16 protein-coding genes are annotated in these 19580 nt (G+C 61.4%); 3 read left to right on the forward strand and 13 right to left on the reverse strand.

Annotated elements, in window-relative coordinates; genetic code table 11:
• Nucleotides 1–17 precede the first annotated feature (17 nt).
• Nucleotides 18–683, reverse strand: coding sequence for an FtsZ-binding protein FzlA (gene fzlA / locus MGEO_RS02040; RefSeq protein ID WP_085635013.1), 666 nt, complete (start codon nucleotides 681–683; stop codon nucleotides 18–20).
• Nucleotides 684–805: 122 nt separating this feature from the next.
• Complete coding sequence (gene mtgA, locus MGEO_RS02045; protein WP_085635252.1) at nucleotides 806–1591, reverse strand: monofunctional biosynthetic peptidoglycan transglycosylase; 786 nt, start codon at nucleotides 1589–1591, stop codon at nucleotides 806–808.
• 158 nt (nucleotides 1592–1749) lie between these two features.
• Here mtgA and MGEO_RS02050 point away from each other — a divergent pair, with 158 nt between their 5' ends.
• Nucleotides 1750–2097, forward strand: coding sequence for a hypothetical protein (locus tag MGEO_RS02050; protein WP_085635014.1), 348 nt, complete (start codon nucleotides 1750–1752; stop codon nucleotides 2095–2097).
• An 8-nt stretch (nucleotides 2098–2105) separates the two neighbouring features.
• On the opposite strand, the gene MGEO_RS02055 is transcribed toward MGEO_RS02050, so the two are convergent.
• The 5 genes from MGEO_RS02055 to MGEO_RS02075 form a co-directional block, all read right to left on the reverse strand.
• Nucleotides 2106–4229: a sterol desaturase family protein gene (locus MGEO_RS02055; RefSeq protein ID WP_158090958.1), complete on the reverse strand. Its 2124-nt coding sequence runs from the start codon at nucleotides 4227–4229 to the stop codon at nucleotides 2106–2108.
• Nucleotides 4230–4337: 108 nt separating this feature from the next.
• Nucleotides 4338–5633, reverse strand: a complete 1296-nt coding sequence (locus MGEO_RS02060; RefSeq protein WP_085635016.1) for an NAD(P)H-dependent oxidoreductase — start codon at nucleotides 5631–5633, stop codon at nucleotides 4338–4340.
• 126 nt (nucleotides 5634–5759) lie between these two features.
• A complete protein-coding gene (gene gltB / locus MGEO_RS02065) occupies nucleotides 5760–10298 on the reverse strand; it encodes a glutamate synthase large subunit (RefSeq protein WP_085635017.1) in 4539 nt (1512 codons plus the stop codon).
• Nucleotides 10295–10756 carry a GFA family protein gene (locus MGEO_RS02070; protein ID WP_085635018.1) on the reverse strand — a complete coding sequence of 154 codons (462 nt, stop codon included), beginning with the start codon at nucleotides 10754–10756 and terminating at the stop codon, nucleotides 10295–10297. The genes gltB and MGEO_RS02070 overlap by 4 nt, the downstream gene beginning before the upstream one ends.
• On the reverse strand, nucleotides 10753–12186 hold the full coding sequence (locus MGEO_RS02075) for an NAD(P)-dependent oxidoreductase (RefSeq protein WP_085635019.1): 1434 nt from the start codon (nucleotides 12184–12186) through the stop codon (nucleotides 10753–10755). Before MGEO_RS02075 ends, MGEO_RS02070 begins: the two co-directional genes overlap by 4 nt.
• 220 nt (nucleotides 12187–12406) lie before the next feature.
• Between MGEO_RS02075 and MGEO_RS02080 the strand changes: the two genes are divergently transcribed.
• Nucleotides 12407–13210 carry an undecaprenyl-diphosphate phosphatase gene (locus MGEO_RS02080; protein WP_085635020.1) on the forward strand — a complete coding sequence of 268 codons (804 nt, stop codon included), beginning with the start codon at nucleotides 12407–12409 and terminating at the stop codon, nucleotides 13208–13210.
• A 57-nt stretch (nucleotides 13211–13267) separates the two neighbouring features.
• Here MGEO_RS02080 and rlmH read toward each other — a convergent pair whose 3' ends face one another.
• The 6 genes from rlmH to MGEO_RS02110 all read right to left on the reverse strand — a co-directional run bounded on the left by rlmH (nucleotide 13268) and on the right by MGEO_RS02110 (nucleotide 18657).
• The gene (rlmH, locus tag MGEO_RS02085) at nucleotides 13268–13741 is read right to left on the reverse strand and encodes a 23S rRNA (pseudouridine(1915)-N(3))-methyltransferase RlmH (RefSeq protein ID WP_085635021.1); all 474 of its coding nucleotides are present in this window, start codon (nucleotides 13739–13741) and stop codon (nucleotides 13268–13270) included.
• A 1-nt stretch (nucleotide 13742) separates the two neighbouring features.
• Nucleotides 13743–14132, reverse strand: coding sequence for a ribosome silencing factor (rsfS, locus tag MGEO_RS02090; protein WP_085635022.1), 390 nt, complete (start codon nucleotides 14130–14132; stop codon nucleotides 13743–13745).
• A 127-nt stretch (nucleotides 14133–14259) separates the two neighbouring features.
• Complete coding sequence (locus MGEO_RS02095; RefSeq protein ID WP_085635023.1) at nucleotides 14260–16608, reverse strand: aldehyde dehydrogenase family protein; 2349 nt, start codon at nucleotides 16606–16608, stop codon at nucleotides 14260–14262.
• The gene (locus MGEO_RS02100) at nucleotides 16605–16898 is read right to left on the reverse strand and encodes a hypothetical protein (RefSeq protein ID WP_085635024.1); all 294 of its coding nucleotides are present in this window, start codon (nucleotides 16896–16898) and stop codon (nucleotides 16605–16607) included. Before MGEO_RS02100 ends, MGEO_RS02095 begins: the two co-directional genes overlap by 4 nt.
• A 9-nt stretch (nucleotides 16899–16907) precedes the next feature.
• Nucleotides 16908–17900: a deoxyribose-phosphate aldolase gene (gene deoC / locus MGEO_RS02105; RefSeq protein WP_085635025.1), complete on the reverse strand. Its 993-nt coding sequence runs from the start codon at nucleotides 17898–17900 to the stop codon at nucleotides 16908–16910.
• Nucleotides 17901–17973: 73 nt separating this feature from the next.
• Complete coding sequence (locus tag MGEO_RS02110; protein ID WP_085635026.1) at nucleotides 17974–18657, reverse strand: hypothetical protein; 684 nt, start codon at nucleotides 18655–18657, stop codon at nucleotides 17974–17976.
• 108 nt (nucleotides 18658–18765) lie between these two features.
• Between MGEO_RS02110 and MGEO_RS02115 the strand changes: the two genes are divergently transcribed.
• The gene (locus tag MGEO_RS02115; protein ID WP_085635027.1) at nucleotides 18766–19497 is read left to right on the forward strand and encodes a 4'-phosphopantetheinyl transferase family protein; all 732 of its coding nucleotides are present in this window, start codon (nucleotides 18766–18768) and stop codon (nucleotides 19495–19497) included.
• Nucleotides 19498–19580: the final 83 nt, after the last annotated feature.

Below are 19580 nucleotides of genomic sequence, written 5' to 3' on the forward strand. Positions count from 1 at the left end.
CACTCCGCGCTGCGGGATCAGAAATCCAGATCGGCATAATGCGGCGGTTGCGGGAAACCCGGCACCTGATCTGCGAGGATCGACCGAAACGCCGGGCGCGACTTGATCTTGGCGTACCAGTCCTTGACCACAGCGCTGCGGTTCCAGTCGACATCACGGATGTAATCCAGCGACGACAGATGGGCCGCAGCCGCAAAATCGGCCAGTGTCATCGTATCGCCGGCCAGCCAGCGGCGGTGATCCAGCAGCCACGCCATGTAATCGAGATGATACTTGATCGCCTTCGCGCCCGCCTTGACATTGGCGCTGTCGGGAAAGCCCTGTTTGGTGACCTTCTTGTTCACCCGCTCATAGAGCAGCTTCGATGTAACCTCGTTGTGAAACTTGTCGTCGAACCAGCCCACGAGACGGCGCACTTCGTAACGCGCCTCGGATGAGCGCGGCATCAAAGGCGGCTCGGGATATTTCTCTTCAAGGTATTCGCAGATCGCAGCGCTTTCCGCCATCGTGCGCCCATCGATCTTGAGAACGGGGACCTTGGCGGCAGGGTTGCGGCGCAGGAAATCCGGGTCTTTCTCCCAGTATTTCTCTTCCACCAGTTCGCACTCGATCTTCTTTTCCGCAAGGCTCAGCCGGACCTTGCGGCAGAACGGCGACAACGGAACGTGATAGAGTTTGGCCATGCGAAGCGCGCCCCGAAAATGGTGGATCAGTCGCTTTCTAATTGCCGCGAAGCGCCATGCAATACAATGGGCTCGCGCCGGTTTAATCCCCGACGCGCGGTTTTCGTCTCACCCCGCGCCGCTCAGGATTGGAAACAGGCCGCGCGACCATCCTTGTCAATGGTTTCGGCTCCGGCCCGGATCGAGCGGGCACGACGCTCAACGAAATTGCTGGGTTTCGAGGCCGACCGCGTTTTCGGTGAGGGGAGCACTGCGGCCAACCGGGCCGCCTGCAGCGGGCTCAGATCGCGTGCATCGACACCGAAGTAGTGCCGTGCCGCCGCCTGTACGCCAAACACGCCCTCATCGAACTCTGCCACGTTCAGGTACAGTTCCAGAATTCGACGCTTGGACCAAAGGGCCTCGATGACCGGGGTCAAAACCGCTTCAAGGCCCTTTCGCAGCCAGGACCGCTCCTGCCAGAGAAGCACATTCTTCACGACCTGCTGCGAAATCGTAGACGCCCCACGCGCGCCACCCGCCTCTATCGCCGCTTGGATGGCTTCGACGTCGAAGCCCCAATGCAGGCAGAAGTTCGCATCTTCCGCCGCAACAGCCGATCGGAACATCACCGGCGCGACCCTGTCGGCATCGACCCAGACCTGATCCACTGGTGCGCCAAGACGGCGGCCCTCCGACCACATGGTATGGGTCGTCGGGGGGTTCACCACGCCAAAAAGTGCAACGATGAGAACCATCAACAGAGCCGCGCCCAATACGGTGCGGATGCTCCACTTCACCAGCCACCTGTACGGCGCGAGTATCTTATCCACCAACCCTGGTTCCTTCACCGCACGCGCGCGTTTCTTCTTCGGCTTATCCAGCCGAGGCCCCTGCTGCGATGTCGATTTGGGTTTACCGCCTGCCATTGCAGGCACATTAGGCGCAACCGCCATCAGAGAAAACATCCCTTACTGTTCACGTCTACATCCATTCCTGCCCGCAAAATCCGGTCCCTGCGCGGCATGGTCATGGCAAAACCTTGAAAACCGTTGCACAGGGTCCGGGTCAGGCCCCAATAGTTGGCATGCTTATCCTGACTGTCATATGCGGTTTTTACCTGTTCGGCCTTCTCATGGCCCACTGGGTGACGCTGCCCCGACAGGCCCTCGTTAGCGGACTTGGTACGATGATCACAGCCAGCTTGGCAGGAGTGACCCTTTGGCTGTTAACGCAGACTGGTATGACCGAGCCGTGGGTCGCGATCGCCATGGCCGGTACCATCGCGCTGCCCGCGCTGATGATCGGACTTGGACTGAGCCTTGGCTGGGCCATGCGCGTCACCAGCGAAAAACGAGACTGGCGTTATGGGCTTGCCTGCGCCACCGCCGCAGCCCAATGCGCCGCGAGCCTTGCAGCAGCCTTTGCATCCTGACGCCCGGCTCATACCTGCGTGCCCGTCTGCGCAGCGGTCACGTCCGGTCTGAACCGTTCCCACATCCGGATCAATCCGGTGCGATACTGGCGGATCGGGCGTTCGAACAGCGCTGCAAAGCCAAAGCACACCGCAAGCGTGATCCCGAGAAGCCAAAGCTGGTAGCCTGGAAGGGTTTCCGGAAGGGTCGCGTCAAGAAGATGCAGCGTCGGGTAATGCACGAGGTAAAGCGAGAAGCTCCCGCCTGCAACCCAGCGCACCCCCTTGGCAAATCCGCCATCAAGGCGCGGCGTCCAGGACTCTGCCAACTTGCGCACACCGCTCAGGTGAACGGCCAGACAGATGGCAATGATCGTGTTCCACAGGAACTCGTTTGAATAGACCAGCACGTCATGGTGGCTGAGAGGAAGCAGCGCCTTGGCCGTCTGTATCTCAAGATAGGTCGGCAGCACTGAAATCTTGATCAGGATAAGCACCGCGATGCTTCCCACCGTCATGGTCCAGGCCCGCATCATGCTGGTTTGGGTCGCAGCAGCCGAGGCCCGCTTCCAAACCATCACACCGATCCACCATGCGGGCAACATCGCCAGCACTGGAATTCCGACCAGAAGAACAAGCGTCGCAAGGACCACGATCCGCATTGCGCCGGTGAGGAACATCGCCGCGCCGAAGATGAGATAGAATGCGACCTCATAGCTGAGGGACCAGATCGGGCCATTTGAGCCAAGGCGCACCCACTCACCCGTCCCGGTCCACAGGTTTGTCACGGTCAAACCGCGCCACAGGAATTCGCCAAGCGACAATTCCTGATAATACTTTTCCGGATAGGCCGTCATATCGACGCGCGTACCGATGGCATCAAAAACCAACGTGAGAGCAAGCGCGGGGATGAGGACCGACATCACCCGGGTGATCCGGTTGAAGGCAAAGCGGCCCAGGGTCCCGTCACGACCGGCGGCATAGGCAATCACCACACCGGAGAGGACGAAGAACACCGCGACTGCATCGCTGGCCACGTTCCATTCACGCAGGACGTAGAAGTCACCTCCGGTAAAGCGGATATGGGCCATATGCCCGAACAGCACCGTCAGCGCCGCCCCGGCTCTGAGCGCATCGAGCCAGAGCGAAAAGCCCGGTGTCATCTTCGCATCACTCGGTGCAAGAGGACGCGTCAGACGCGACTCTTTCGACGACTGCGCCTTGAGCGCCGCCCAGCTTTCCCGGAACGGGTTCAGCAGCGCGGCGCGCAGGGTCGGATAGGGCTGTTCCATGGGATTGTCGGTGCCATCGGACACCCCAAAGGTCAGTTTTTCCTGCTCAGTCGGGATATAGAGCGTTCCGAACATCCAGTCCCAGATTGCAAAGATCGAACCGTAGTTCTTGTCGTGGTGTTTGCGGGCGACCGAATGGTGAACCTGATGCTGTGCGGGCGAGATCAGGATGTGTTCCAGCACCGGTCCATAGCTGATCCAGATGTGGCTGTGACGGAAATTGGCGCCCAGAGCGTTAAACGTGAAATAGAGCGCATTTGCTCCGCCGATTGTCATAAGGTTGATATCCCCGATAAGGAAATACAGCGACAGACCCTGCGCGACACCCACCAGCACTGTCATCAGGATGTTGCGGATCATCGGCTCCACCGGGTGTGTCCGCTGAACGGTCAGTGGCGTCAGCACGTCGGCAGAGTGGTGCACCGCATGGAACGGCCAAAGAATTTTCAATTCGTGATGCCAGCGATGCGCCCAGTATTTGCAGAAATCGGAAACAACCACGATGATCAGCGTCACGAGGAACATCCGCATCCCCGTTACCGGCGGAGGGGAGAAATCGCTGCCGGCCAGGTGTGACATCAGCGCAAAGGCGACCGTCGTCGGAAAGAACACAGCGCCCAGAACACCAAGCACGGTGAACACCCGGTACGCGAAGAAAAGCTTGATATCCAACAGGTTGGATTTGTGGCTGTAGACTTCTTTGGGCAACAGCCAACGCATGAAACTGTCGGGACTGCCACGATATTTCCAGATCGCAAAAGCAATCAGAACCGTACACAGAAGGTAGAACATCGAATAGCGGATGTTCATGTCGAACGGCGTGGCGATGACGTTGTTAAGAAACGCGTTGATTGTTTCCATGGCCCGAACTCTCATTGGTTTGGGCTTGGGATAAGCACCCAATCAGGCAGCAATGAGGCCTGTTTGGGGTCAGTTGCGGGTCAAGACGACGGTTTGAACCATGCCGAACTATGCAGCCCCGGCCACCAGGCCCCGGTAGAGCTCGACCACGGCATCTGCCCCGAGATCGACATCGTCGAAGGTCAGGACGGTCCCTACCGCCACGTCCCGACGCAAGGGCACGCGATGGGCCAGACCAATGGGCACCGCAGCCCCGGCCCGCTCCACCGGCAGCGCCTTGCCGTAGACCGTGTAGCCACCTTCACCATCGAGCATCTCGCCGGCCTTGAGGTCGCGCTTGGCGACAGACGCCACCGTTCCCCGCATCGCCTGCGACTGGCCTGTGGCCTCGCCCCGCAGCGCCGCACTCAGCACCGAAACCGAGAGTTCCAACCCGATCAGGTGGAAAGGTTTGTACATCGAGGCATAGCGCCCCGTGCTGTCTGTGGGCAGACCGTATTGCCTGAAACAGGCCGCCGCATAGTCGTTCGGCGCTTCCAGCACCACGTAGACGCCCCAGCGCAGGTCACGGAATACGGGACGCCCGTCTCGCTCGACCGAGGAAATGGTTTCGACCATGCCCGTCGCTTCAAGCTGCCCGCCAACGGCCCTGGGCCTGAGAACATGCGCAAGGTCATCCACACCGCAGGGCGGAAAGGCAAGGCCGTCGGACGGAACGGTCAGGCCGCAGGCATTGGCAATCGCGACCATCTCGATCGCGCTCTTGGTGCCGTCGAGAAAAGAGTTGAACATCTGCGGGTTCATTCCGGCTTTCTGCGCCTCCTCGGGCGTCAGGCCGTAATGAGCCCAGACGTCATCCGGCGTCACCTGGTGATAGGCCGGGAGGTACTTCGTACCCTTTCCCGCCGCCGCGACGGTGAACCCGGTGGCCCGTGCCCAGTCCACCATCTCGGCCACCAGCGCGGGCTGATCGCCATAGGCCATCGAATAGACCACGCCAGCCGACCGCGCCTCGGCGGCCAGTGCCGGGCCGGCCAGCACATCCGCTTCGACATTGACCATGACCACATGCCTGCCCGCCGCAATCGCGGCCCGCGCATGGGCGATCCCGGCACGCGGATTGCCGGTCGCCTCGATAACGACATCGACATCATCCCGCGCGGCAAGCTCTTCTCCGTCCTCGACAAAGGCCGTTGCGCCGATCCGCGCGTCGTCCCAGCCGACAACCCGGCAGGCTGCACGGGCACGCTCCACGTCCAGATCGGCAATCGCCGAGACGTCCAACCCTGCAATCGTCGGCACCTGGCTCAGGAACATTGACCCGAACTTGCCCGCCCCGATCAGCCCCGCGCGCACCGGTGTGCCACGCTCAGCCGCCTCAGCCGCCAGTCGTGCGAGATTCATATGCTTGCTCCTTCAACTCCCTGGCCAGAACTAAGGCGGGATTGGCGATCCATGTCCAGACCGGCATCACCTGGCAAGAAAAAGCCCGGCGCGATGGCCGGGCTTTTTTGTTGGATATGTTTGGGATCACTCCGCCGGGACGGATTTCTTTTCGATGCCGAGCGGATGGCTGATCTTGTCGAGCATCTCTTTCGGGCAGACCTGGACAAAGTTCCCGAGTTCGATGTCCCAGTGCTGGAGAATGTCCTGCGCCTTGCGGCTCATGGTTTCCTCGACATGGCGTTCGATCAAGCCCTTCAGTTCGTCGACCCAATGGTCAACCGTCACCGGGCAGGTCACGAGGCTTTCCATGTTCATCAGCGCCTCTGCCTTGCCTTCCGGGTCGTAGAGATAGGCCATACCGCCGGTCATACCTGCGCCGAAGTTGGCACCGATGTCCCCGAGGATGACTGCCACACCACCGGTCATGTATTCACAGCCGTTGGAGCCACAACCTTCGACCACCACTTTGGCGCCAGAGTTCCGGACGGCAAAACGTTCGCCCGCGCGGCCCGCCGCAAAGAGATATCCGTCGGTCGCGCCGTACAGCACCGTGTTGCCGATGATCGTGTTCTCGGCGGCAACCAGCGGAGACATCATCGGCGGTCGGACCACGATAGTGCCACCCGACAGACCCTTGCCGACATAGTCGTTGGCATCGCCCGACACTTCGAGCTTGAGGCCCGGTGCCGCAAATGCACCCAGCGACTGACCCGCAGAGCCGGTCAACTTGACCGTCAGGTGGTTCGGTTGCAGCGCGTTGCGCATGCCGAACTTGCGCACGATATGCGACGAGGTACGTGTGCCCACGGTCCGGTGGGTGTTCTGCACCGCGTAGGACAGCTGCATCTTCTCACCGTCCTCAAGGAACCGCGCTGCATCGCGTACGATTTCCGCGTCAAGCGTATCCGGCACCGCGTTGCGCGGGCGGTTGCGGTCATAAACGATGTCATCCGAGCCATCGACGCGGATCAGCAGCGGGTTGAGGTCCAGATCATCGAGGTGATCCGAGCCACGGCTGACCTGGCTTAGCAGATCGGCACGGCCGATCACCTCGTCCAGAGACCGCGCACCTATAGAGGCCAGGACGTCCCGAACTTCCTGCGCGTAGAAGGTGATCAGGTTTACGACCTTGTCGGCGTTGCCGGTGAACTTGGCGCGCAGGGATTCGTCCTGCGTACAGACACCAACCGGGCAGGTGTTCGACTGACACTGACGCACCATGATACAGCCCATCGCGATCAGCGCTGCGGTACCGATGCCGTATTCCTCGGCGCCCAGCATCGCGGCCATGACGATGTCACGCCCTGTGCGCAGGCCCCCATCGGTCCGCAGGGTCACACGATCCCGCAGCTTGTTCATCGACAGAACTTGATGCGCCTCGGTGAGACCCATCTCCCACGGCAGACCGGCATATTTGATCGAGGTTGCGGGCGATGCACCGGTGCCGCCGTTGTGGCCCGAGATCAGGATCACGTCTGCCTTGGCCTTGGCCACACCGGCGGCAATCGTGCCGACGCCCGACGACGCCACCAGCTTCACCGTCACCTTGCAGCGTGGGTTGATCTGCTTGAGGTCGTAGATCAGCTGCGCAAGGTCTTCGATCGAATAGATGTCGTGGTGCGGCGGCGGTGAAATCAGCGTCACACCCTTGGTCGAATGGCGCAGGCGGGCGATCAGGTCAGTGACCTTCATCCCCGGAAGCTGACCACCCTCACCAGGCTTGGCACCCTGCGCGACCTTGATCTCAAGCTCTTCGCACTGGTTCAGGTATTCGGCGGTCACACCAAACCGGCCCGACGCCACCTGCTTGATCTTTGCAGACGGGTTGTCGCCGTTCGGCTCAGGCACGAAATGCGCCGGGTCTTCGCCACCTTCACCGCTATCGGACTTCGCGCCGATCCGGTTCATCGCCACGTTCAGCGTCTTGTGCGCCTCGGGCGACAATGCGCCCAGCGACATGCCCGGAGTCACGAACCGTTTGCGGATCGATGTGATGCTCTCCACCTGCTCCAGCGGAATCGGCTCGCCCAGCGGCTTGATTGCCAGAAGGTCGCGCAGATGGATCGGCGGGTTCGCCTGCATCGCCTTGGAATAGGTCTTCCAGATCTCGTAGGACGCCTTGTTGCACGCCATCTGCATCAGGTGCATGGTCTGCGCACCCCAGGCATGGGTCTCGCCAGATTTCCGCGCCTTGTAGAAGCCGCCGATGGGCAGCACATCCTTACCGCCGCGGAAGCCCAGAGCGTGGATTTCCTCGGCCTTGCGCTGAAGACCGTTCAGGCCGATGCCGGAAATCCGGCTCAACATGCCGGGGAAGTATTCCGCACACATGGCACGGCTCAGACCCACAGCTTCGAAGTTCAGACCACCGCGATAGGACGAGATGACCGAGATACCCATCTTGGACATGATCTTGAGCAGACCCTGATCCACGGCCTCGCGGTACTTGGCGACGGCCTCGGTCAGCGTCAGGTCCAGAAGACCACGCTTGATCCGGTGGTTCAGCGAATCCTCGGCCAGATAGGCGTTCACCACGGTCGCACCGGCGCCGATCAGAACGGCAAAGTAATGCGGGTCGATACATTCTGCCGACCGGACGTTGATCGAACAGAAGGTCCGCAGACCTTTGCGGGTCAGGTGACTATGAACCGCGCTGGTGGCAAGGATCATCGGCATCGCCACTTTGCCCTCACCGCAGTGCTCGTCGGTCAGGGTGATGTGCCCCGCACCGGAGCGAACGGCGTCCTCGGCTTCAGACCGGACACGTTCCAGCGCTTCCTGCAAGGCACCCTGTTCTCCGTTCGCCGGGAACGTACAATCGATCTCGCAAAGTCCCGCGTTGAAGTGCTTGGACAATTCCTTGAACTGCGCATTTCCGACAAACGGGCTGTCCAGAACGAGAATCTCGGTCTGTGCGCTCGACTCGTCGAGCACGTTCTTGAGGTTGCCAAACCGGGTCTTGAGGCTCATCACGCGGAATTCGCGAAGTGAGTCAATCGGCGGGTTGGTCACCTGGCTGAAGTTCTGACGGAAGTAATGCGACAGTGGGCGGTACTTCTTGGACAGAACCGCAGACGGCGTGTCGTCGCCCATGGAGGCCACAACTTCTTTGCCGTCCTCGGCCATAGGCGCAAGGATCTGTTCCAGTTCCTCGATGGTATAGCCTGCCGCGATCTGGCGGCGACGCAACTCTGCGCCCTCAAACAGAGGCGCTTCGGTCACCTTTGCGAGTTCTTCGTCCAATTCGTTGATCTTGCCGACCCATTCTCCGAAGGGCTGGCTGGCGGCGAGTTTGTCCTTGATTTCGACGTCATGGTACAGCTTGCCTTCCTTCATATCGACGGCAAGCAACTGGCCCGGTCCGAGAGCCCCTTTTTCGCGCACGGTCCCTTCGTCGACCGGCACCATGCCAGCCTCGGACCCGGCAATCAGAAGTCCATCGCCAGTCACGACATAGCGCATCGGGCGCAGGCCGTTCCGGTCCAGGCCGGCGCAGACCCAGCGGCCGTCCGTCATGGCAAGCGCGGCGGGGCCGTCCCACGGTTCCATCACCGAGTTGCAGTAGGAATACATGTCGCGCCACGCTTCGGGCAGCTCGATCGCCTGCTTCGACCACGATTCCGGCACCAGCATGGTCTTCGCCATCGGGGCATTGCGGCCCGCGCGCACGAGAACCTCGAACACCGCGTCAAGCGCAGCAGAGTCCGATGCACCATTGGCGATGATCGGCTTGATATCATCGGCCATGTCGCCAAAGGCCGCAGACGCCATGCGGATCTCGTGGCTCTTCATCCAGTTGACGTTGCCCTTGAGCGTGTTGATCTCACCGTTATGCGCAAGCATGCGGAACGGCTGCGCCAGCCACCACTGCGGGAAGGTGTTGGTTGAATAGCGCTGGTGATAGATCGCGAAGGCGGATTCAAAACGCGGATCCTGCAGGTCCGGATAGAATTCCGCCACCTGCTCGGCCAGCATCATGCCCTTATAGATAATCGACCGGCAGGACAGCGATGCGATGTAAAGCTGACCAATGCCAGCCGCTGCCGCTGCTTTTTCGATCCGGCGACGGATCACGTACAGCTCGCGTTCGAATGTCTCTTCGTCCACGCCCTTGGCGTTCGAGATAATGATCTGTTCGATCTCAGGACGGGTTGCGTTGGCCTTTTCACCAAGGCAATCCACGCTGACCGGAACGTGCCGCCATCCGTAGATGTAATAGCCCATGCGCAGAACTTCGGTTTCCACGATGGTCCGGCAGGTTTCCTGTGCGCCGAAATCGGTGCGGGGCAGGAACACCTGGCCAATCGCCATCAGCTCGTCCATCCGCGGCGTATGTCCGGTGCGCTCAATCTGGTCATAGAAGAAAGGCGCCGGGATCTGCACGTGAATGCCCGCGCCATCGCCGGTTTTGCCATCGGCATCCACCGCACCCCGGTGCCAAATCGCCTTCAGCGCGTCGATACCCGCTTCGACCACCTTGCGCGACGGCTTGCCATCAAGGCTGACCACAAGGCCCACGCCACAGGACGAATGCTCGTCTTCTTCTGAATAGAGACCGTTCTCCGCCATCCATTTGCGCTTGGCTTCCTCGGCACGGACCCATGCTGCATCATACTTGGTCATGGCGTGTCTCCTTCGACAAAAGGGTTGTTCGCTTCATATTGCGCCTGCGTCGCGCGTTTGTGGTCGCCTTTGAGCTGGCCATAGGCCGGCGCGCGGTCGCAGTAGATTTCTGAAATCACCGGGAACGAATCCGCCGCAGGGAACAGCGCGGGCATCAATTCGTACTCGGCATCGTCTTTGTTGTTTCGCAGCCAAAGGTTCGTCCCGCAGACCTCGCAGAAGGTGCGCGAGGCGAAGGGTGTCGATGCGTAGGTCTTGGTCGGACCCTCGACATGGACAGCTTCGGGCTTGGCCAGAAAATATCCGGTGATCGTTCCAGACCAGACCCGGCATTTACGGCAGTGGCACACACCGACTGCGGCGACATAGTCACCGTCCACGCGGATGCGTGTTCCACCGCAGAGGCAGGCCCCGTCAAGCCGACCCGTCCGCCTGTAAGGAGCGGCGAGATCGCTCATTCGGCCGCCACGGCACTCGCGCCATTCAACTGGCGCAGCACGGCTTCGGCACAATCACGACCATCACGGATCGCCCAGACGACCAGCGAGGCGCCGCGCACGATGTCACCCACGGCATAGACGCCCGGCAGCGCGGTCGCACCCGTAGTGAATTCGGCCTTGATGGTGCCCCAGCGGGTCACTTCCAGTTCCGGTACTCCCCAAAGCGTCGGGAGCTCTTCCGGCTCGAAACCCAGCGCCTTGATCACCAGATCGGCAGGTTCGACATAGTCCGACCCTTCGATCACCTCGGGCATCTGGCGACCGGTCGCATCGGGCAGGCCCAGACGCATCCGCTCGACGATCACGCCGTCGACGGGATCGCCGGTAAAGCCCTTTGGTGCGGTCAGCCATTCGAACTGCACGCCTTCTTCCTCGGCGTTCTGCACCTCGCGCTGCGAGCCGGGCATGTTGGCACGGTCGCGGCGATAGAGACATTTGACCGACTCGGCACCCTGGCGGATCGCAGTGCGCACGCAGTCCATCGCGGTGTCACCACCGCCGATCACGACAACCTTCTTGCCTTCCGCGTTCAGCTTGCCGCTGTCGAACTCGGCAACCTCGTCGCCAAAGCTCTTGCGGTTCGACGCGGTCAGGTAATCCAGCGCCTTGACGATGCCATCGGCGCCCGAACCCGGACCTCCCAGATCGCGCGACTTGTAAACGCCTGTCGCGATGATCACCGCGTCATGCTGCGCGCGGATCTCTTCGAACGACATGTCCTCACCGATATTGCAGTTCAGGACAAAGCGCACACCGCCTTTTTCCAGCTGCTCATTCCGGCGCATGACAACGGGCTTCTCAAGTTTGAAGCCGGGGATGCCATAGATCAGCAGACCTCCTGCACGGTCATAACGGTCATACACCGTGACCTGCACACCCTGACGACGCAGTACGTCCGCAGCAGCAAGGCCACCGGGGCCTGCGCCGATGATGCCGACGCTTTCCTTGCGCTCCCGCGCCGGTTTGATCGGCAGAACCCAACCTTCTTCCCAAGCGGTATCGGTGATGTATTTCTCAACCGACCCGATGGTCACTGTGCCATGGCCCGACTGTTCGATCACGCAATTGCCTTCGCACAGACGGTCCTGCGGGCAGATGCGGCCACAGATCTCGGGGAAGGTGTTGGTCGCCTGGCTGACCTCATAGGCTTCCTGCAAACGGCCTTCGGCGGTCAGGCGCAGCCAATCCGGAATGTTGTTGTGCAGCGGGCAATGCGACTGGCAGTAAGGAACACCGCATTGGGAACAGCGGCTGGCCTGTTCTTTGGCCTTCGCGTCGGCATATTCCGCATAAATCTCATGGAAGTCCTCGCGCCGCTCTTTCGCAGCACGCTTTGTGGGCATGTCGCGTTCAACTTTGACGAACTTCAACATCGGCTGCTTTGCCATGGCGCATGTCCTTCCCTTCATATGGTCGCGCCTGATTATAGAAGAGTTTCAGGAAAGAAAAGTCACTTATTCTGACCTATTTTGAGGAATTATCGGCCGTGACTAACAAAATTTCGCTGCATCGCAGCTATTTTATGTCCGATTCGGACCTAAATTAAGACTTCCTATTGGTTTCCAAGGCTTTATACCCAAGGCGTATTTGCTATCCGGACCGCGTGACATGGCCCTGACACATCTGCTTATCTTGGCTTTGATTCAGGGCGTTACGGAATTTTTGCCGATTTCCTCGTCCGGCCACCTGATTCTGCTGCCGAATCTGACCGGCATGGCCGATCAGGGGCAGGCGCTTGATGTGGCGGTACATGTTGGCACGCTGTTTGCCGTCGTGCTCTACTTCCGATCCGATGTTGCCGGTGTTCTGCGCGGGGTCGGACGGCTTCTTCAAGGACGGATCGACACGCAGGGCGCGTTTTGGGCGCTGTGCCTGATTATCGCGACGATTCCGGTGATCCTCTTTGGTCTTGCCCTTAAGCTGTCGGGGTACAACGATCTCCTCCGCTCCACCGCAGTCATCGGCTGGACCATGCTGATCTTTGGCCTCGTCCTTTATTGGGCGGACCAGACCGGACCGGTGACAAAGCGCGCCACCGACTGGAGCCTCAGAGATGCGGTGATCATGGGATTGTGGCAGGCGCTGGCGCTCATTCCGGGAACGTCGCGGTCGGGTATTACGATCACCGCAGGACGACAACTCGGCTATGATCGCGAAAGCGCCGCGCGACTGGCGATGCTTATGTCGATCCCGACAATCCTGGCGTCAGGCGCCCTGCTGAGCATCGAGGTAGCTCAGGAAGCCGACATGGCCATTGCACGCGATGCCGCCATCGCGGCTGTATTTGCCTTCGTTGCTGCTCTGGCCGCACTCAAACTGATGTTCAAACTGCTGAAATCGGTCAGCTTTACGCCCTACGTGATTTACCGCGTGATCCTGGGTGTGATCCTGCTGGTTATCGCCTACACCTGATCGCAGTCGCAGGCTTTCGGTCGACCGAAAGCCGCGATGCGTCAACGCATCGTTCACCTAGTCCCTGTGATAAGGCGTCCCCGCAATGATCGATGCAGCGCGGTACAGCTGCTCTGCGATCATCACCCGTACAAGCTTGTGCGGCCAGACCATCTTGCCGAACGACAAGAGCATATCCGCCTCGGCCCGCAATGACGGGTCGATACCGTCCGCACCGCCAATGACGAAACAGACATCCGACCGCCCCTGGTCGGCCCATCCCTGCAGTTTTTTGGCGAATTCGGGCGAGGACATCAGCGTTCCCCGCTCGTCGAGACAGACAAGAAGCGCTCCTGAAGGGATCGCAGCCCGAAGCAACGCGGCTTCTGCCGCCATCCCGCCATTCTTCTTGTCCTCGACCTCGGTTTCTCCCTCAAACCGCCAGCCAAGACCGCGCCCGGTCTGGCCAAAGCGGCTCAGGTAGTCGTCCACAAGCGCGCGCTCTTCAGATCGGCCCGAAAGCCGTCCCACGGCGCGAAGATGAACCCGCATCCTAGCTGGTCTGCGCTGCCCCTGCCGGGAGCCACATTTTTTCCAACTGGTAAAATTCGCGCACTTCCGGCCGGAACACGTGCACGATCACATCGCCCGTGTCGATCAGCACCCAGTCACCGGTTTCCTTGCCCTCAATCTTGGACAGAACACCGTGTTCGGATTTGAGCATATCGACAACCTTTTCGGCAATAGCCGTCACCTGCCGGGTGGACCGCCCGGAGCAGATAACCATGTAATCGCCAATAGCCGATTTACCGCGCAGGTCGATCTGCACGATATCTTCGGCTTTGTTGTCTTGAAGCTCAGTCAGGATCGCCGCGAGCAACGCTTCGCTGGCTGATCCGGTTCGGGATCCACCGGTCACCGGCAACCCCCCGTCAGCGGCCATGGCCACATCCGTTTGAAGTGACAGGACATCGTCCTCCTTTGTCTATACGCCCTTAAACCCGGCGCCGGGTAAGACAAAAATAGCATTGGCACCGCAATTTCTCAATGACCTGTGCGAAAATTGGCGATCACGCGCCGTAGGGCACCCAAACCGTCTTGGTTTCGGTCGCGGCATCAAGAAACACGCGCCCTTCGCCATCCGAACCCATCCAGTCACGACCGCGCCCGTAATTGACCCAGGTCCGCTTGAGATTGAGCGCGGCACCCCGTTCGATCACCGCCGAAAGGTCGGTCGAGGAGAACGACCAGACCGCCTCCACATCCATGTGCTGCGCCAGCGTCGGCGCCAGTTCCGCGTGCCGCCCGGTGAGGATATTGACCACCCCGCCCGGCACGTCCGACGTGTCCAGCACCTGATAGAAATCCGTCGCCGCGAGCGGGAACGGTTCCGACGCCACCAGCACAACCCGGTTGCCCATGGCAATCGCCGGGGCCATCACCGACACGAGGCCCAGGAGCGGGTGATCGTCCGGGCAGAACGCCCCGATCACCCCACAGGGTTCGCGCATGGCCAGCGCCACGCCGCGCAGCGGCACCTGCGCCACGCGCCCGTCGAACTTGTCGGCCCAGGCGGCATAGGTGAACAGCCGGTTCACTGCGACATCCACTTCTTTTGCGCCGGTCTTTGCGCCGGTCATCTGATTCAGTCGCGCCGCAAACTCGTCTTTCCGCGCCGCGAGGTTTTCGGCGATGTAATAGAGGATCTGCGCCCGAAGATGCGCCGTTGTCCCAGCCCAGCCTGCCGCCCCGCGCGCCGCCTCGACCGCGTTGCGCACATCCTTGCGGTTCGCCAGCGGCGCCTGCCCGATCAGCTTGCCCGCCTTGGTGTAGACCTCGTAGGCGTAGCCGCCATCGGGCCGCGCCTGCTTGCCACCGACATAAAGCTTGGCCGTCCGGTCTACCGCCTGCGGCTCTGCATCCGGCCCACTGCTATAGCCCTCGATCTTACTCATCGCCTTACCGCTGCCCGCAGGCTTGGTGTAGGCGATCATCCCTTCCGGTCCGCCTTCACGCCCAAACCCGCTTTCACGGACGCCACCAAAGGGTGCCGCGGCGTCGAACATATTGGTGCCGTTCACCCAGACCACCCCTGCGGCAAGCTTGGGCGCGATGTCCAAAGCGACGTTGATGTTCTCGCTCCAGAGCGTCGCCGCCAGCCCGTAACGCGTGTTGTTCGCCAGATCGACTGCCTCGGACGGCGTGCGGAACGTGGTACCCACCAGAACCGGCCCGAATATCTCTTCCTGCATCAGCGGATCGGCGGTGTTCAGCCCGGTGATCAGCGTTGGCGGATAGAAACACCCGTTCTGCGGCATCTCGCAATTCGTGCGATAGGTCTCGCCCACCGTGTTGCTGTCCACCAGACGTGTAATCGTCTCCAACTGCCTTGGATCGACAATCGCCCCGACGTCGATCGACTTGTCCAAAGGCGATCCGACCCGCAGCTTGTCCATCCGCGCTTTCAGCTTGGCATAGAACCGATCTGCCACGCCTTCCTGCACCAGAAGCCGCGACCCCGCGCAGCAGACCTGCCCCTGGTTCAACCAGATCGCATCAACCAAACCTTCGACGGCGGAATCCAGATCCGCGTCCTCGAAAACGATATAAGGCGACTTGCCGCCCAGCTCGAGCGTCAGGGCCTTACCCGACCCAGCCGTCGCCTCGCGGATACGCCGCCCCACGGCGGTCGACCCGGTAAAGGCGACCTTGTCCACATCCGGGTGCGTGACGATCATCTCGCCCACAGCCCCGTCACCGGTGACGATGTTCACCACGCCTTTCGGCAACCCGGCCTGACGGCAGATGTCCGCGAACAGAAGAGCGGTCAGAGACGTGTATTCCGCAGGCTTCAAAACCACCGTGTTCCCCGCCGCGAGCGCAGGCGCGACCTTCCACGCCAGCATGAGCAGCGGGAAGTTCCACGGAATGACCTGACCACAGACGCCATGCGCCTCGCGCCCTGCGAATTCGCTCTCGAAGAGCTGCGCCTGACCGGCATGATAGTAGAAATGCCGCTGCGCCAGAGGCACGTCGATGTCCCGGCTTTCCCGGATCGGCTTGCCGTTGTCGAGCGTCTCCAGAACCGCAAAGAGCCGCGCATGTTTCTGCATCAGCCGCGCCAGCGCATAAAGATACCGCGCCCGTCCCGTGCCCCCCAGCTTTGCCCAGCCCTTCTGCGCCTTGCGGGCCGCCGCCACAGCCGCATCCACATCCGCCTGCGTGCCTTGCGTCAGATGTGCGAGCACTTCGCCATTTGCCGGATTGAGGCTTTCGAACACCTGACCGCGATCGGTCATCGCGCCGTTGATGAAATGCCCGAACTGATCCCCCTGATCGACCAGCCATGCCAGCGCATCCGCCGCCGATTCCGGTGCGGTTCCGTAGTCCATACTCTCGAAAATCTCTTGTACGGTCATTGGAAGGTGCCTTTCAAAAGCAGGAAAACAACATAGGCCAGCCAGAGCAGCGCCGCTCCACGGATGACCCATTCAACCCGGCGGGTCCGGTCATGCAAACGCGTAAAACCCTGCAGGCCATCGGGCGGATCGGCCGGCGGCTCGAAGGCCGGTTCCGGCCCCAGCATCCGCTGCATCAGTGTCGGCAGATCGCGCACCGCGCGCTTGAGCCTGCGTCGCCGCCAGTTCTGCGCCCCCAGCCACATCAGAGCCGAAAGACCGAACAGCAGGACCATCGGGTTATTGCCCATCGTCCCGCCTCACCCGGCCGCATGGCGCCAAGACGCCGAATAGGCGCCGGTGACGTGATGCTCCAACTGCCGTTCGATGTCGCCCAGCAGCGATGACGCGCCAAAGCGGAACAGATCGTTCTGCACCCAACGGTCGCCCAGCTCTTCCTTCATCAGCGCAAGGTAAACCAACGCATCCTTGGCTTTGGAGATTCCGCCCGCAGGCTTGTAGCCCACGCGGTAGCCGGTTTCCTCGAAATAGTCGCGGATCGCCCGGATCATCACCAGCGACACCGGCAGCGTAGCGTTCACGCTTTCCTTGCCGGTCGAGGTCTTGATGAAATCCGCCCCCGCCATCATGCAGACCAGCGAGGCGCGCGCGACGTTCTGCAACGTACCCAACTCGCCCGTGGCCAGAATGGCCTTCACATGCGCCTCACCACAGGCGGCACGGAAGGCGCGCATCTCGTCATAGAGAGCCTGCCAATTGCCCGTCAGCACATGCCGACGCGAGATCACGATGTCGATCTCGGCAGCACCCGCCTTCACGCTCTCTTCGATCTCGGCCACCCGCAGATGGAACGGCGACAGGCCCGCAGGGAAACCGGTGCTGACCGCAGCCACGGGAATCCCCGTGCCCGCCAGCGCGTCAACCGCCGACTCGACCATGTCGTGATACACGCAGACCGCACCCACCTTGAGCCCGTCCATGCCCAGCGCATTCAGCAGATCGGCCCGCACCGGCTGCCGCGCCTTGGCACAGAGCCGCGCCACACGCCCAACGGTATCATCCCCGGCCAATGTCGTGAGGTCGATGCAGGTGATCGCCCGGCACAGCCACGCCGCCTGATAGTCCTTCTTCACTGACCGCCGCCCCGGCAGCGTCGCCGCCCGCCGCTCGATCGCCGACCGGTTCGCGGTCGCACGTATCACCCAGTCGAGGTCAAGTTCCATCCCGGGATTGCGCGGCTCAAGAGTCTGCGGCAGGTGCACAGCCTCATTCTGCGATGTCTGGGTCTGCATGGATCATTACTCCTTGAGCGCCGATGCTGACACGGCCACACGGCGCAGACAAGACGCGACGCCGCGTAGCGCGCTATCGGATCAGGTTCGAGAACCAGCGCTTGAACGCGTTCTTCTGCGGGCGCAGGATCGGTAGGTGCAGGATGCGCGGTTTCGGCTGGTCCGACCAGATCAACTCCGACACCTCGAAGATGCGCTTGTTGAATTGCGGCGGGAAGGCATAGAACCGCAGGTCCGAATTCCACAGCGTCTCGCGGAAGGTCGGCTGGTCGATCTTGAACCCCGCCGCATCGTAAGCCGCCTGCCAGTCATCAAAGAACCGCTCCGTCGCCGGGTTTTTGCGATACAGCAGCACCCCGCAATTGATCTCGGGAAAAGTCTCCGGCACCTCGGTCTGCCACGTCCGCTTGTGACGCGGCCGATGCCACAGCATCACATGCGCGCCGCACAGATCGAACCGCTGCAACAGGTCGAACAGCGACGACAGATCGGCCCGGATCATCGTGTCATTGTCCAGATAAAGCGTCTCGTCGAACGGGCTGAACTTCAGCGTCCCCACCTTGGGCCGGGACATCTCGGCCGGAATGACAAAGCTTTGATCGAAGCCGCTGGTGTCATCGTCCGCCGCACACCAGATCGCCGCCTGCAGACCCGGATTGTGCTTTTTCACCGACGCCGCAGACCGCCGCGCCACATCCACATGCGCCTTACCCCAGGCCACATACATCACGCCGCGTGTCCGGTTCTGCTCCGACATCCAACCTCTCCTTCGTCCCGCGTTGCCTAGCGCTCTGTCTGCCTCAAGTAAATCCGCCACACGCTTTCCCCTTGACCGTCTGACGCGCAACGGGAATGCAGTCAGGTGATGACGACACCGTTCTTCACAGACCTGAACACCCGCGCGCGCGGGTTCCTCTCCGGCATGGCGCAGGAGGACAGCCTGATCCCCGGTGCGGTTCTGGTCTCGGCCAGCTATGACGAGGCCGCCTTCTCCGATGACCTCTTCGCCCAGTTGGACATTCCACGCCCCGCCACGCTCTCCCGCGCCGTCCCGCGCCGCAAAGCCGAATTCCTCGCCGGTCGCGCCATGGCACAAGCCGCCATGTCCTGCCTCGGCCTGCCCCTCCGCCCGGTCGACATAACCCCCAGCCGCGCGCCCCTCTGGCCCGAAGGTCTGTCCGGCTCGATCAGCCACGCACGCGGCCGCTGCGCCTGCCTTCTGTCACAGGACACCAGCCGCAGTTTCGGCATCGACACCGAAGCCATCGCCGAAGGCCGCTCCCTCAGCGCGATCCTGTCACAGACCCTGTCGCCGGACGAACGTGCGCTGCTGACGCAAGGCCCCTATCCGCCCAACACCAACGCCACGCTGGCCTTCTCGGCCAAAGAGGCGCTCTTCAAAGCCCTTTACCCACAGGTCGGCCACCATTTCGGCTTCGACGCCGCCACATTGACCGACCCGCCCGGAGACACGAGCCTGACCCTCTCCCTGACGACCGACCTCACCGAAACCCTGCCCAAAGGCAGCCGCTTCGACATCCATCTCAGGTGCACATCGGCCCACATCCTGACATGGCTCGCTGTGCCCAACCCCTGATCTTCTCCTTTTTACAAATATGCAAAATCCGCCGCGGCCACAGCGCGGGCCGCTCACCTGACTCGAATCACTGGAAAAAGAAC

The sequence above is a fragment of the Marivita geojedonensis genome, from assembly GCF_002115805.1.
Classification (GTDB): Bacteria; Pseudomonadota; Alphaproteobacteria; order Rhodobacterales; family Rhodobacteraceae; genus Marivita; species Marivita geojedonensis.